The sequence below is a fragment of the Inconstantimicrobium porci genome, from assembly GCF_009696465.1.
GTDB classification, from domain to species: domain Bacteria; phylum Bacillota; class Clostridia; order Clostridiales; family Clostridiaceae; genus Inconstantimicrobium; species Inconstantimicrobium porci.
The window spans coordinates 37,816-52,913 of record NZ_VULX01000001.1; the positions used below are offsets into that span (position 1 = coordinate 37,816).

Consider the following 15,098-nt stretch of genomic DNA (forward strand, 5'->3'; position numbering starts at 1 on the left):
GCGTAATGGCAAATTTAGAAAATTTAACAAGTAAAATTCTTCACGATGCAAAAATGCAAAGTGAAGAACTTGTTCAAAATGCAGAAAATGAAAAAGCTAAGATAATTAGCAAAAGAATAGCAGAAGCTAATGAAATTGCTACATCTGGACTAGAAAAAGCTAAATCTGAAGCAGCAACTAGAAAAGAAAGAATAATTTCAAATGCTCATCTACAGGTAAGAAACAAGAAACTTGAATCTAAAGGAAAAGTTATATCAACAGTTTTTGATAAAGCTGTAGAAAACTTAACTCAGTTAGATTCAGAAATAGTGTTAACATATTTTAAAAATGCCATTCTTTCAATGAATATTGAAGGCGATGAAAGCATTATAGTTAATGAAAAAACTAAGAATATGATAACTAATGCTTTTGTATCAGAAATAAATGCTGAATTATCAAAAGCAGGTAAAAAAGGTGAACTTAAATTAAGCAATGAAACTAGAGATATTAAAGGTGGTTTCATTCTAGAGAAAAATGGTATAGAGGTTAACAATACTTTTGAAGCTCTTGTTAATTCTTTAAAAGAAGATTTAGAGTATGAAGTAGCTAATGTACTATTTAATTAAGGAGGGGAATACATGGATAAAGAACAATTTATACCAGTAATTCCAAGGGTTAAGGTATATGAAACCAAACTCCTTGATAAAGCCAAATTTGAGAGAATGATCGAATCAGATACAGCTCAGGAGGCTTTGAAAGTGCTTCAGGAAACTGAGTATGCCAATGTAATGGGCGATGTGAAGAGAGCCGAAGATTACGAAGAAATTCTTAGCAGTGAACTTACTAGAGTTTACGATAATCTATATAGAATCTGTCCTGATACTACTTTAATTGAAATCATGTCATTAAGATATGAGTATCACAACATTAAAGTATTAGTTAAAGGCAAAGTTGCAAAGAAAGATTTTTCAAACATGCTTATCAACTTAGGAAGCACAGATACTGAAAAACTAAAGTTTGCAATAGATAATGAAGCTTATAGAGAATTAGATTCTTTTAAGAAAAAAAGTGTTGAAGAATCAATAGAAGATTTCAATGCTAACAATGATCCTCAGAATATAGATCTTATAATAGATAAATACATGTTTGAGGAAATGGTTTATTTAGCAAAGAAGATTAATGAGAACTTCGTGTTAAAGTATGTTAAGAGCCAGATAGATTTAGCTAATATAAAAACTCTACTAAGAGTTAAGAAACAGGATAAATCAAGAGAATTCTTACAGTCTGTATTAATAAAGGGTGGAGAAGTTTCTACTGATATGCTTGTTTTAATGCTAAATGACTCAGCTGAGAATATTGCAAGCAAGCTATCATATACAAGATATGGAGCAATTTTAAAAGAAGGTATTGAATCTTATGCTAAAACAGGTTCAGTAAGTCTTTTTGAAAAGCTTAGTGATAATTTTATTATGAGTCTTTTAAAAGGCGCAAAGATTATGACTTCTGGAGTAGAACCAATAATCGCATATATCTATGCTAAAGAAAATGAAATTAAACTAATAAGAATTATAATGGTTGGCAAACTTAATAATATTTCTGCGGAAGTAATTAGAGAAAGGTTGCGTGATAGTTATGTATAAGAAGATTGGAGTTGTTGGAGATAAGGATTCAGTTCTAGCATTCAAAGCTCTAGGAATCGATGTGTTTCCAGTAGTTGAAGCAGAAGAAGCTAGAAAAACTGTTGATAGACTGGCAGCGACAGATTACGCAGTCATATTTGTAACTGAACAAGTTGCAAGTACAATAGAGGAAACTATTGATAGATATACAAAACAAGTACTTCCTGCTGTAATATTGATTCCAAGCAATCAAGGAACATTGAATATAGGTATGCAAAGAATTAGTGATAATGTAGAAAAAGCAGTTGGTGTCAACATTTTATAGGAAGGTAGGTTGGTAAGACTTGAAAACTGGTAAAATAATTAAAGTTTCAGGACCTTTAGTTGTTGCTGAAGGTATGGATGAAGCTAATATATATGACGTTGTTAAAGTTGGAGAAAAAGGCCTTATCGGTGAAATCATTGAAATGAGAGGCGATAAAGCTTCAATCCAGGTATACGAAGAAACATCAGGTATTGGACCTGGGGACCCTGTTATAACAACAGGAGAACCACTAAGTGTTGAACTTGGACCAGGACTAATTGAATCAATGTTTGATGGTATTCAGAGACCTCTAGATGCATTCTTAGAGGCAGCAAAGAGCCCATTCTTAATTAAGGGTGTTAGTGTTAAAGCACTTAACAGAACTAAGAAATGGGAATTCACTCCTGTTGCTAAAGCTGGAGATATTGTTTCAGCTGGAGATGTAGTTGGAACAGTTCAGGAAACAGCTGTTGTACTTCATAAGATAATGGTACCTTACGGAGTAGAAGGAACTATTAAAGAAATAAAGAGTGGGGAATTTACAGTAGATGAAACTGTAGCAGTTATAGCAACTGAAAAAGGTGACAAGGAAATTACTTTAATGCAGAAATGGCCTGTAAGAAAAGGTAGACCATTTGCAAGCAAGTTAAATCCTACAGATCCAATGACTACAGGACAAAGAGTTATCGATACATTCTTCCCAGTAGCTAAAGGTGGAGCTGCTGCAGTACCAGGACCTTTCGGAGCTGGTAAGACAGTTGTTCAGCACCAGATTGCTAAATGGGGTGACTCTGAAATAGTTGTTTACGTTGGTTGTGGTGAACGTGGTAACGAAATGACAGATGTTATCAACGAATTCCCAGAACTAAAGGATCCAAAGACTGGCGAAAGTATCATGAAGAGAACAGTTCTTATAGCTAATACTTCAAACATGCCAGTTGCAGCCAGAGAAGCTTCTATATATACAGGTATCACAATAGCTGAATACTTCAGAGATATGGGATACTCAGTTTCAATCATGGCTGACTCTACTTCAAGATGGGCAGAAGCTCTAAGAGAAATGTCTGGTAGACTTGAAGAAATGCCTGGTGATGAAGGTTACCCAGCATATCTTGGATCAAGACTTGCTGATTACTATGAAAGAGCTGGTAAAGTTATATGTTTAGGTAAAGATGGCAGACAGGGAGCTATTACAGCAATCGGTGCCGTATCACCTCCAGGAGGAGATATTTCTGAACCAGTTACTCAGTCAACTCTAAGAATAGTTAAGGTTTTCTGGGGACTAGATGCTCAGCTTGCATATAAGAGACATTTCCCATCAATTAACTGGTTATCATCATATTCATTATATGCTGATACAATAGATAAGTGGATGGACAAGAATGTTAATAATGAATGGTCTGAATTAAGATTACAGGCTATGACAATATTACAGGAAGAATCAAACCTTGAAGAAATCGTAAGACTTGTAGGTATTGATGCTTTATCTGAAAAAGATAGATTAAAACTTGAAGTTGCTAAGTCAATCAGAGAAGATTACTTACAACAGAATGGTTTCCACGAAATAGATACTTATACATCATTAGATAAGCAGTTTAAGATGTTAAAGGTAATTCTTATGTTCTTATCTGAAGGTGAAAGAGCTCTTAAAGCAGGTGTTTACCTAAATAAGATTCTTGAACTTCCAATAAGAGATAGAATAGCAAGAAGCAAGTACGTTACTGAAAGCGAACTTGAAAAGATTGACCAGACAATGGCAGATCTTAAGAAAGATATCGATCAGCTTATCAGCGAAGGAGGGGTTCTAGATGCTTAAGGAATATAAAACAGTTACAGAAGTTGTAGGACCTTTGATGGTTGTTGAAGGCGTTGAAGGCGTTAAGTATGACGAACTAGTTGAAATTGAAATACAAACTGGAGAAAAAAGAAGAGGTAAAGTACTTGAAGTTAATGGCGACAAAGCCATGGTTCAGTTATTTGAAGGATCATCAGGTATCAACCTTAAAGGAACAAAGGCTAAATTCTTAGGAAGACCACTTGAAATTGGTGTTTCTGAAGATATGCTAGGAAGAGTCTTCGATGGTATGGGTAAGCCTAAGGACAATGGCCCAAAGATTATTCCAGAAGAAAGAAGAGATATTAATGGTGAAGCTATAAACCCAATGGCTAGAGATTTCCCATCAGAATTCATTCAGACAGGAATATCTGCTATTGACGGACTTAACACTCTAGTTAGAGGACAGAAGCTTCCTGTTTTCTCAGCATCAGGTCTTCCTCACAAGGAACTTGCTGCTCAGATAGCTAGACAGGCAAAAGTTTTAAACTCTGATTCAAAGTTTGCCGTTGTATTTGCTGCTATCGGTATTACATTTGAAGAAGCTGAATTCTTCGTTGAAGAATTCGAAAGAACTGGAGCTATTGATAGATCAGTTCTATTCATGAACTTAGCTTCAGACCCAGCAATCGAAAGAATTGCCACTCCTAGAATGGCGCTTACTACTGCTGAATACTTAGCTTACGAAAAGGGAATGCACGTACTTGTTATCATGACTGATATCACAAACTACTGCGAAGCATTAAGAGAAGTTTCTGCTGCTAGAAAGGAAGTTCCAGGAAGAAGAGGATATCCAGGATATCTATATACTGACCTTTCTACATTATATGAAAGAGCAGGTAGAATTAAAGGAAAAGAAGGTTCCATAACACAAATTCCTATATTAACAATGCCAGAAGAAGATAAAACTCACCCAATTCCAGACTTAACTGGATATATCACTGAAGGACAGATTATCCTTTCAAGAGAACTTTACAAGAAAGGTGTTATGCCTCCAATAGATGTTTTACCTTCATTATCAAGACTTAAAGATAAGGGTATTGGTAAAGGAAAGACTAGAGAAGACCATGCAGATACTATGAACCAGTTATTTGCTGCATATGCTCAAGGTAAACAGGCAAAAGAATTATCAGCTATCCTAGGAGAATCAGCTCTATCAGATACAGATAAGAAATTTGCTCAGTTCGCTGAAAAATTCGAAAAGGAATATGTTTCTCAAGGATTTGAAACAAACAGAACTATTGAAGAAACATTAACTATTGGATGGAAGCTATTGAAGATCCTTCCAAGAACAGAACTTAAGAGAATTAGAGACGAATACCTTGAAAAGTATATGCCTGCTGGAGAGGAAGAATAATATATGGCTAGGTTGAATGTTAACCCAACTAGAATGGAACTTTCTAAGCTAAAGAAGAGACTTACTACTGCTACTAGAGGACATAAACTTCTTAAAGATAAGCAAGATGAGCTTATGAGACAGTTTATAAATCTTGTTAAATATAACAATGACCTTAGAAAAGAAGTAGAAGGAGAACTTCAGGGATCACTTAAAGACTTCGTTATGGCTAGAGCTGTAATGAGTTCTGAATTCCTTGAAGAAGCTATTTCTATGCCAAAGGAAAGTATCTCTGTTGAAGTTGGTGAGAAAAACGTAATGAGCGTTTCTGTGCCCGTTATGAATTTCAAAAGACAGCTTGAAGGAGATGAAGGAAGTATATATCCTTATGGCTACGCAAATACATCAGCTGAATTAGATGATGCAATAGCAAAATTATATAGTATACTTCCAAAACTTCTAGAACTTGCAGAAGTTGAAAAATCATGCCAGCTAATGGCTGATGAAATCGAAAAGACTAGAAGAAGAGTTAATGCACTTGAATACATGACTATACCACAGCTTCAGGAGACTATAAGATACATCAGAATGAAGCTTGATGAAAATGAAAGAAGTTCATTAACAAGACTTATGAAAGTTAAGTCAATGATTGCAGAAAGAGGCTAAGAGAGCCTAAAAAAGCTGTGTCCTGTGGGGCACAGCTTTTTTTAATGCCAAGAGCCAAATGCCAGATGCCAAATGAAGGAGGAAATGGCCTATGCTTTGCTATGCCATTTCTAAACATAATGGAGGGTGATCCTCCAAACCTTCTGTGAAATTGCTGAACGCAATTCCACCTGCGACTGCATTGGGGGAAGAGGTGATTTATATTTTTGCTCATGAAAAAAGTGTGCTGCTTGTCTAAATCGAAAATTATATTGTTTTGTATTTCATAACAAGTAAATACAATTTAATAATTAGAAAGAGTTTTAAAGAGGAATTTGTCCTCTTTTTGGAACTTGGCATTTGGCATTCTCTTAAAATGATGCTATAATTTAAAAAGATATATAATCAGAAATATTAACTTGAATTTATGAAAAAATTGTATTTGTCCTGTTAGGAGGAAATTATGATAAAGTATTTATATCCATTAATTTCTGCATTAATTATAGTGTTGATTTTAATGCCTTATTTTATAAAGTTATTTAACAAGATTGGATTTATGGATAGACCTACAAAACGAAAGAAACATGACAAGCCAACTCCATTATGTGGTGGAGTTGTAATGTATATTGCCTTTATAGTTGTATATGTGTATATATTTGGACTACATAATCGTGAAAAGGTATATGTTGTTATTGCTGCTACATTAGTAACTGCAATAGGACTTATAGATGATTATTATAAGACAAGAGGTAAGGAATTTAGAATATATCCAAGAGTAATTGTACAGGTGCTAGCTGCGATTATAGTTTATATGTCAGGAATTGTTTTTGAAGGTATTACAAATCCATTTGATGGTACATATCTTATACTTCCAAAAGCATTACAATTTATACTTACAATTACATGGATTTTTGGTGTTACTACAGTTATCAACTGGTCTGATGGTATGGATGGAGTTGCTGGAGGTATAACAGTAATATCAAGCAGTACTTTATGTGTAGTAGCTTTAGCAAAAGCTCAGACTGAGTCAGCTATGATGTCGGTTATTTTAGTAGGTATAATCCTTGGATTTTTAAGATATAATCATTATCCGGCTAAAGTATTTATGGGTGATTCAGGTGCTAACTTTTTAGGATTTATGCTGGCGATAATTGCGCTCGACGGAGCATTTAAGCAGGCTACAGTTGTATCAATATTTATACCAATTCTAGCACTTGGTGTTCCTATATTTGATAATCTTTTTGTAATAGGTAAGAGATTTGTTGAAGGAAAGCCAGTTTATGCTGCTGATAGGAGTCAGATACATTACAGACTTGAGGAAAAGGGTATGAATACTAAGCAGGTTGTTACATTTATTTGTGTGATAAGCTGTGTATTGAGCATGATTTCATTATTGATTTTATATTATAATCTGCACAAGTAGGAACTTATAAATATATAGATAAGAAGAAAGACGGAATTCGTAACACAAGGTTATGAATTTCGTCTTTTTCATATTACATTTTAATGTATAATTTATATTGTATAATGTATAATTCAGGATGAAATCAGTAAACTGATTTTTTTATTATGATGGAGGTTAACCTTGAAACCTCTTAAAAATTAACTAGTTTTTTAAATATAAAAAAAGTGCTGTATGAAATCAATACAACACTAAAATGGGTAGGGAAATTGATGAAAAAAAATTCTATGATTTTATTATAAAAACAAATTGTTATGAAAGTTTTAACAAACTGTAGAATTGTTGTTAAATCTTTATTGTATATAGATTATATGTTTTGTGAATATCTGGATTGTGTTTTATACTATATTACATAAGAATTTTTAAAAAGGGGAATTATTATGAAGATTAAGAATTTATTTGAAGATAAAAAAGTTGTGCTTTCATTTGAAATATTTCCACCAAAGCCAACAAGTAAAATTGATACTGTATATAATACTATAGAGGAGTTAGCAGTATTAAAGCCAGATTTTATTAGCGTTACATATGGATCAGGCGGATCTATGACTAGTAACAGAACAGTTGAATTATCTTCTTTAATAAAAGAAAAATATGATATTGAAACTATAGCACATTTGACATGTATAAGTTCAACACAAGATGATATTAAGAAGACAATAGATGAACTTAAAGCAAAGAACATTGAAAATATTTTAGCTTTAAGAGGAGATGTACCAATAGATAAAGTTTCAGGAGGAAGTTTTAATTATGCCACAGACCTTATAAAATATGTAAAGGATATTAGTGATTTAGGTATTTCATCAGCATGTTATCCTGAAGGGCATATTGAAAATAAAAATTTAGATGAGTCTATAAAAATAATTAAGATGAAGGAAGATATGGGTGCAGAACACTTCATTTCTCAAATGTTCTTTTCTAATGATGCATATTATGATTTTATGAACCGAATTTATAGAAATAATATAAAGTCACCAATCGAAGCAGGAATAATGCCTGTAACCAATAGAAAACAGATTGAAAGAATGGTACAACTATCAGGAGCAAGTTTCCCATATAAGTTTTTGAAGATCATAGACAAATATGAGAATTCTCCAGAAGCACTTGAGCAGGCTGGCATATCATATGCAACAGAGCAGATAATAGATTTAGTGTCATCAGGTATTCGAGGTATACATTTATATACTATGAACAAACCTCATGTAGCAAAGAAGATTGTTGAATCAATAAAACCTATTCTAGATGCTCTAAATAGAAGTGAGAATTAGATGATATATGAATAAAGATAATATTATTATGGATAAATCTGAAGTATTAAGATATATGGGATATAAAGGACAGAAAATAGATGATATTCTTGATAAAACTATAGATTCAGCAATAGAAGAGATAAAAGAAATTAGTAATCCTAAATACATTTATAAAGATTATAGCTTGGGAAAAACTGATGGTATTATTACTTTTGAGAATAGTTCAATTTCATTGAGTGGAAATAGTATTAATAAGCATTTAAAGAATAGCACAATAGCCGTTGTAATGTCAGCAACTTTAGGAAATATAGTCGATGCTAAAATAAGATACTATGAAAAAATAGATATGCAGAAAGCAATTATACTTGATGCATGTGCAACTGAATTTATTGAAAAAATCTGTGATTATGTTGAAGAGGAAATAAGAGATAAGTTTAAAAATCAAGGAAGGATAACTTTTAGGTATAGTCCTGGCTATGGAGATTTAACACTTGATTGTCAGAAGAGTATTATAGAAAGTTTAAGAGCAGATAAATTTATTGGGCTAACATGTAATAGGTGTAATTTGTTAATACCAAGAAAATCAGTTACAGCGATAATTGGTATTGTGGATAATGGAAAGGATATAAGTAATATTAAAGGGTGCGAGTATTGTAAACTTAATAAAACATGTGCTTTTAGAAAGGGAGGAAAAGTCTGTGGCAATAGATAGAAATGATATAAATAATAAAATAATATTACTTGATGGTGCAATGGGAACAATGCTTCAGAGTGCAGGAATGCAGGATGGTAAAATTCCAGAAGAAATGAATATAGAAAGCAGAGAAATTGTAATAGATATCCATAAGAAGTATATAAGTGCTGGTGCAGATATTATTACTACTAATACCTTTGGAGCAAACAGAATAAAGCTTGAAAAGTCAAAATATGAATTAGAAGAGATAATAAGAGCAGCGGTTCATAATGCAAAGGAAGCTGCAAAAGAATTTGAAAATGTAAGTATTGGGCTAGATATTGGTCCTATAGGTGAGTTACTGGAACCTATGGGTACCCTTAGTTTTGATGAAGCATATGAAACATTTAAGGAAGTTGTTATGCTTGGAGAAAAATATAATGTGGATTTATATTTGATAGAGACAATGACAGACTTAAGTGAAGCAAGAGCAGCTGTATTAGCAGTAAAAGAGAATAGTAGTAAGCCTGTATTCTGTACTATGACTTTTGATGAGAGTGGGAGAACTTTTACAGGAGTATGTCCTGAATCAATGTGTATTGCACTTAATGCACTTAATGTTGATGCAGTAGGAATAAACTGTTCTTTAGGACCAAAGGAGATGGTACCCGTTGTAGATAAAATACTTGAGTTTTCAAAATGTCCTGTAATAATTCAACCGAATGCCGGTCTTCCTGTAAGTGTTAATGGAAAAGTAGTTTATAATGTTAAAAAAGAAGAGTTTGCAGAATATGTTATAGACTTTGTAAAAAAAGGTGCGAGTTTAGTAGGTGGATGCTGTGGGACTACTGATGAGTATATTCAGTATTTAAAATCCAAGCTTAAGGGTGAAAGTAAAGCACAGAGAAGCAATAAACAAATTTCAAGAGTATGTACAGCTACAAGATTTGTAAATATTGAAGGCGTAAAAGTTGTTGGTGAAAGGATAAATCCTACAGGTAAAAAGTTATTTAAAGAAGCTCTTAGAAATAATGATTTAGACTATGTTGTGAGAGAAGCAATAACTCAAGTTAAAAATGGTGCAGATATCCTTGATGTTAATGTAGGCCTACCAGAAATAGATGAAAAAAAGTGTATGGTTAATGTTGTGAAAGAAATACAAAGTGTAACTGATGTGCCTCTACAGATAGATTCTACTGATTGTAAAGTTATAGAAGAAGCTCTTAGAGTATATAACGGAAAGGCTATTGTAAATTCTGTTAACGGGACAGAAGAATCATTAAATAATGTATTACCAATTGTGAAAAAGTATGGTGCAGCAGTTGTGGCACTTGCATTAGATGATAATGGACTGCCAAAGAGTGCAGAAGAAAGAATTGCTATTGCAGCAAGAATTGTTAAAAGAGCGGAAGAAATAGGTATAAGCAGAGAGGATATTATTATAGATGCCTTGACATTAACAGTTTCAGCACAGCAGAATCAGGCTAAGGAAACAGTTAAGGCAGTAAAATATATAACTGATGTATTAAAGCTTAAAACAATACTTGGAGTTTCTAATATATCATTTGGTCTGCCTAATAGAAATCTATTAAATAGAACATTTCTTACAATGTGTTTAAACAGTGGGTTGACACTTCCCATAGTGAATCCAGGCAGCAGTGAAATCATGGATACTATAATGGCATATAAAGTATTTAATATGGAAGATGTTAATGAAGAAAATTACGTGAAACATTTTGCAGTTAATCAAGATGAAAAAACTACAACTAAGGAAAGAGATACAGCAGACCTTAAAGAAATAGTTATTGAAGGACTTAAAGATGAAGCGGCTAAAGCAACAGAAAGCCTTTTGCAGGAAAAAAAAGAACTGGAAGTTGTAAATGAGTATCTAATACCAGCATTAGACATTGTAGGAGAAAGGTATGAAAAAGGTATAATATTTTTACCGCAGCTTATTGGTTCTGCAGAAACAGTTAAAAAATCATTTGAAGTATTGAAACAAAGTCTTAAAAGTAAAGAGAGTGGTTCTTTATCTAAAGGAAAAATTATTATGGCAACTGTTAAGGGCGATATACATGATATAGGCAAAAATATAGTCAAGGTTATTCTTGAAAATTATGGTTACGATATAATGGATTTAGGTAGGGATGTTAATCCAGAATATGTAGCTGAAATGGTGCAAAAACATGATGTGAAACTTGTAGGGCTTAGTGCATTGATGACAACTACAGTTAAAAACATGGCTATAACAATAGAGAAAATTAAAGATAAAAAACAAGATTGTAAAGTATTTGTTGGTGGTGCAGTGCTTAATGAGGAATATGCAAAGATGATAAATGCAGATTTCTATGCAAGAGATGCTAAAGAGTCAGTAAAAATCGCAGAAAGTGTATTAAGAAAACATTAAGAAATTTAAGAACAATTTATTAAGCTTTCGTTTTTATAATAAAAGCATAGTAAAAAAAAGTAGGAGTGATTTTTAATGAAAAGTAAGCAAAAGGCATTTTTATCTTCATTAATTCCTGGTTTAGGCCATATTTATATAGGACTGAAAAGCAGGGGGGCAATATTTATACTAGGATTTATATTTCTTATTTCAGTTTCACATATTTCATACGGTTATGATGGAAGCTTAGGCGGGTTTTTTCATGGCTTTACCATGTATAGAATTGTAAATATATTAACAGGACTTGCATATTTTGCATCTATACTGGACTGTTTGATCTGCTATGACAAAATTTTTGCTGGAAAAATAGATATCAATGATGAGAAAAGAGAAAAGATTGAAAATAGAAGACTTATATCAATGTTTTTAAGTATCCTGCCAGGATGTGGACATTTCCTTCTTGGTAAAAGCATAAAAGGCAAAAATTATCTTATGATTTTTATACTCTTATATCTACTTAGCAGTATTGCTGGTATGGAAATGTTCAGAATAGGAATTATAATTCTTATTATTTTATGTATACTTGATATTTATAACGAAAAAATATCTCTTGATGTAAATAAGCAGGAAAAAGAAGAAGATTATTCTGATAAATTCAGATATATCTTTATAGGAGCAGGTGCTGTACTTGTTATATACACAATTATTTATGGAATTACAAATTTTCTTTCTTATATTGGATATACTGACATTGTAACCAATATAAACTATGCTTTTAATTTAAGCATGAATCTTCTTATTGGCCTTGTATTAGGTTTTGTTCTTATCAGAGAAGGATATAGATTTGCAGAAAAAAGAGAAAAAGAACTAGATGCAACTATTCAAAAAGAACACCAGGAAGAAATAGACAGGGAATCAGAAGAAAATTTATGATGAAAAATCTTATTGTATATGCAATAATATAAATATCATAAAAAAATATGTATTAAAGACGGTATCAATAACAGCAGTTTAACAAACCTGATAAATATAATTTGTAGGTTAGTTTAGAGAGTAGAACAAAGAGAGTAGAGACAAGGATAAAACTCCTTGAAGGAAGTTTCTATATTAAGAAGACAAGTTCCTCTTAATATCTCTTTAAAATGCTAGGTATTGGAGGTTTGGAGGTGAAACCTCCATTAAGATTTAGAAATTTATGAGTGTAACGAATAAATTCCATCCAGTTCTCTTATCTCTGCTCTCATATCTCAAATCTAGTTTTATTGTTTTGGTATTAGTCTTATAACTAAAAGAAAAGGAGATTACATATGGCAATAAGAGAAATAATTCAGCTTGGTGATGAAAGACTTAGAAAAGTCTGCGATCCAATAAATACAATAGATGAAGAAACTAAAAAACTTTTTAAGGATTTAAAAGATACGTTATATTCGGTAGATGGAGTTGGACTAGCAGCCCCACAGATAGGTATAACTAAAAGAGTAGTGTTTATAGATTTAAGAGATGGTTCAGAGCCAATATTACTTATAAATCCAGTGATAACTAAAGCAACAGGAAATGAAGAAGGATATGAAGGATGTCTTAGCTACGTTGACTATGAAGGTTTAGTAGAAAGACCAACTTATGTAGAAGTTGAAGCTTTAGATGAAACAGGCAAGAAGAGAAAATATAAAGGTGAAGGTCTTTTAGCAAGATGCTTCTGTCATGAAATAGATCATCTTCAGGGAATAATGTACGTTGATAGAGCTAAGGAAATGTATGAACTTGTTGAAGAGGACGATGAGGAATAGTTCAGAATTAACAATTGAAAATTAAAAATTAACTGTAAAATGTTCAATATACATAAAAAATAGAAACAGCGGTTAAATGCTGTTTCTATTTTTTTAGAGGTATTTTTGAAGGAAATGTATCTAATAAAGCATTTTGTTTTTTTAAGTCCTGTACGACTATTTCCCTGCTTTTTGTTGTTAGCTCATTTTCATTTAAAAACTTATTACCCATCTTAAGTCCAGTTTCAATGTATTTGTATGCTTCTGTGAGAAGCTGATCATCATTCTGGACCATAATTTTATCTTTGATATTAATAAATGTTTCAGAAACTTTGCCAATAAGGGAAGCTTCATCTTTGCTTTTCCCGCCAAGGTCTATGATTCTGTTTATTATATCTACAGCAGAAGATTTAAATTGCAGCTCTATATCCTTTAATAGACTTAAATTTTTTTCTTCTTTAGCCATAGAAACATAATGCTCAAAGGTATTAATGGCCATATATATTCCTTCTAGATATTTATTAAGATTCTTTATATCTTTATCAACCTCTACCAAAACAATCATCCTCTCATAATAATTTCAGTATTATTATCTGCTATGAGAGGATTATTATACAAAATAAGTTGCTGGTTTAAGATATTTTTTACAAAACAATTTAATCTGCTTAATAAAGTTGAATTCAGTATTATAATGTATTATTTATATTGTATAATGTATAATTAAGGTTTAAATTCATGAGCGTAGCTTCATGAATTTCCAAAATAATGGAAATCTCTGTGTTTGCAATTTAAAGAGTTATAAAGAGTTTTAAAGAGGAATTTGTTCTCTTTTTGGAACTCCATAAGGAGTTCAATCCGAAATTATACAGTATACATTGATTACTAAATCTATACTTTATTTAGTACTTATAATTGGAGTATATAGAAAGCTTATTTCTGCAAAGACATAATAGTGTCTATATATTCAATCATTCTATCTTTCCATGATGGCAATTCAATATTAAAAGATGATTCCATTAGGTCTGTATTTAAGAGGCAGTCTTTTGGTCTTGGAGCTAGTGCTTTTAATGTTGATGCTGGAAGCGGAAAGACTTCTTTACTGCAGCCTATCTGGGAGAAGATATACTTTACTATATTTGATTTTAATTCCGATCCTTTATTTGTACAGTTATATATTCCATATGATTCACTATTTATCATTGATAAAACTACTTTCGCAAGATCTCCTAAATAAGTTAGGTTGACTTTCATATCAGCAACCATGAATATAGGTATATTTTTTTTGTCGATTATTTTTTTGACAAAACATTTTTCTCCACCAAAACACCAGGATGTGCGTATTATATAATATTTTTTGCATAGTGTTCTTATAAGGTTTTCGCCAGCAAGTTTTGATTTGCCAAATATATTTACAGGGTCGCATATGTCTTGTTCGAAATGTGAAGAATTTTCGCTGCTTCCGTAAACCTGAGCACTTGAAATATAAATTAAAGGTATATTTTTTTTTGAACAGGCAATAGCAACATTCATAGTACCTAGAGTATTAATTGAATATGATATGTCTTCATTTTTTTCGCAAAAATCAACATCCGCTATGCCAGCTGAATCTATAACAAAATCAGGAGAATTGTTTGAGATAAAGTCTATTACCTCATTTTTATTTGTTATATCAATATCTTTTCTACCTGTCTCGATTACTTCGTAATATTTATTGAGGCTTTTAGTAAGAAAACCACCAATGTTTCCACTAGAGCCCAATATTAAAATTTTCAAAATCCTCACCTCATAACTTTAGTTTATAAAATAGATTTGAGATATAAGAGTAGAGATAAGAGAACTGGATGGAA

General features: G+C 32.1%; 14 protein-coding genes. 12 read left to right on the forward strand and 2 right to left on the reverse strand.

The window, feature by feature from the left end; translation table 11 throughout:
• Positions 1–5 precede the first annotated feature (5 nt).
• The 12 genes from FYJ33_RS00180 to def all read left to right on the forward strand — a co-directional run bounded on the left by FYJ33_RS00180 (position 6) and on the right by def (position 13,272).
• Positions 6–605 carry a V-type ATP synthase subunit E gene (locus tag FYJ33_RS00180; protein WP_154529756.1) on the forward strand — a complete coding sequence of 200 codons (600 nt, stop codon included), beginning with the start codon at positions 6–8 and terminating at the stop codon, positions 603–605.
• A gap of 12 nt (positions 606–617) precedes the next feature.
• Entirely contained in the window at positions 618–1,619 is a 1,002-nt protein-coding gene (locus FYJ33_RS00185; RefSeq protein WP_154529757.1) for a V-type ATP synthase subunit C, read from the forward strand.
• The gene (locus FYJ33_RS00190; protein WP_154529758.1) at positions 1,612–1,923 is read left to right on the forward strand and encodes a V-type ATP synthase subunit F; all 312 of its coding nucleotides are present in this window, start codon (positions 1,612–1,614) and stop codon (positions 1,921–1,923) included. Before FYJ33_RS00185 ends, FYJ33_RS00190 begins: the two co-directional genes overlap by 8 nt.
• A 19-nt stretch (positions 1,924–1,942) precedes the next feature.
• Positions 1,943–3,718 (forward strand): V-type ATP synthase subunit A, encoded by a 1,776-nt coding sequence (locus FYJ33_RS00195; protein ID WP_154529759.1) that lies wholly within the window; start codon positions 1,943–1,945, stop codon positions 3,716–3,718.
• The gene (locus tag FYJ33_RS00200) at positions 3,711–5,093 is read left to right on the forward strand and encodes a V-type ATP synthase subunit B (RefSeq protein ID WP_154529760.1); all 1,383 of its coding nucleotides are present in this window, start codon (positions 3,711–3,713) and stop codon (positions 5,091–5,093) included. The genes FYJ33_RS00195 and FYJ33_RS00200 overlap by 8 nt, the downstream gene beginning before the upstream one ends.
• A gap of 3 nt (positions 5,094–5,096) precedes the next feature.
• Positions 5,097–5,738: a V-type ATP synthase subunit D gene (locus FYJ33_RS00205; RefSeq protein ID WP_154529761.1), complete on the forward strand. Its 642-nt coding sequence runs from the start codon at positions 5,097–5,099 to the stop codon at positions 5,736–5,738.
• Between the two features lie 442 nt (positions 5,739–6,180).
• Entirely contained in the window at positions 6,181–7,140 is a 960-nt protein-coding gene (locus tag FYJ33_RS00210; RefSeq protein ID WP_154529762.1) for an MraY family glycosyltransferase, read from the forward strand.
• A 419-nt stretch (positions 7,141–7,559) separates the two neighbouring features.
• Positions 7,560–8,444 (forward strand): methylenetetrahydrofolate reductase [NAD(P)H], encoded by an 885-nt coding sequence (gene metF, locus FYJ33_RS00215; RefSeq protein ID WP_154529763.1) that lies wholly within the window; start codon positions 7,560–7,562, stop codon positions 8,442–8,444.
• Positions 8,445–8,451: 7 nt separating this feature from the next.
• Positions 8,452–9,138, forward strand: coding sequence for a methionine synthase (locus FYJ33_RS00220; RefSeq protein ID WP_206046569.1), 687 nt, complete (start codon positions 8,452–8,454; stop codon positions 9,136–9,138).
• Positions 9,125–11,506, forward strand: coding sequence for a homocysteine S-methyltransferase family protein (locus tag FYJ33_RS00225; protein WP_277643402.1), 2,382 nt, complete (start codon positions 9,125–9,127; stop codon positions 11,504–11,506). The genes FYJ33_RS00220 and FYJ33_RS00225 overlap by 14 nt, the downstream gene beginning before the upstream one ends.
• A 75-nt stretch (positions 11,507–11,581) precedes the next feature.
• Positions 11,582–12,418, forward strand: a complete 837-nt coding sequence (locus FYJ33_RS00230; RefSeq protein WP_154529764.1) for a hypothetical protein — start codon at positions 11,582–11,584, stop codon at positions 12,416–12,418.
• A gap of 374 nt (positions 12,419–12,792) precedes the next feature.
• Positions 12,793–13,272 carry a peptide deformylase gene (gene def / locus FYJ33_RS00235; RefSeq protein WP_154529765.1) on the forward strand — a complete coding sequence of 160 codons (480 nt, stop codon included), beginning with the start codon at positions 12,793–12,795 and terminating at the stop codon, positions 13,270–13,272.
• Positions 13,273–13,357: 85 nt separating this feature from the next.
• On the opposite strand, the gene FYJ33_RS00240 is transcribed toward def, so the two are convergent.
• Positions 13,358–13,807, reverse strand: a complete 450-nt coding sequence (locus FYJ33_RS00240; RefSeq protein ID WP_206046570.1) for a DUF2383 domain-containing protein — start codon at positions 13,805–13,807, stop codon at positions 13,358–13,360.
• A gap of 374 nt (positions 13,808–14,181) precedes the next feature.
• Positions 14,182–15,024, reverse strand: a complete 843-nt coding sequence (locus FYJ33_RS00245) for an SDR family oxidoreductase (protein WP_154529767.1) — start codon at positions 15,022–15,024, stop codon at positions 14,182–14,184.
• Positions 15,025–15,098: the final 74 nt, after the last annotated feature.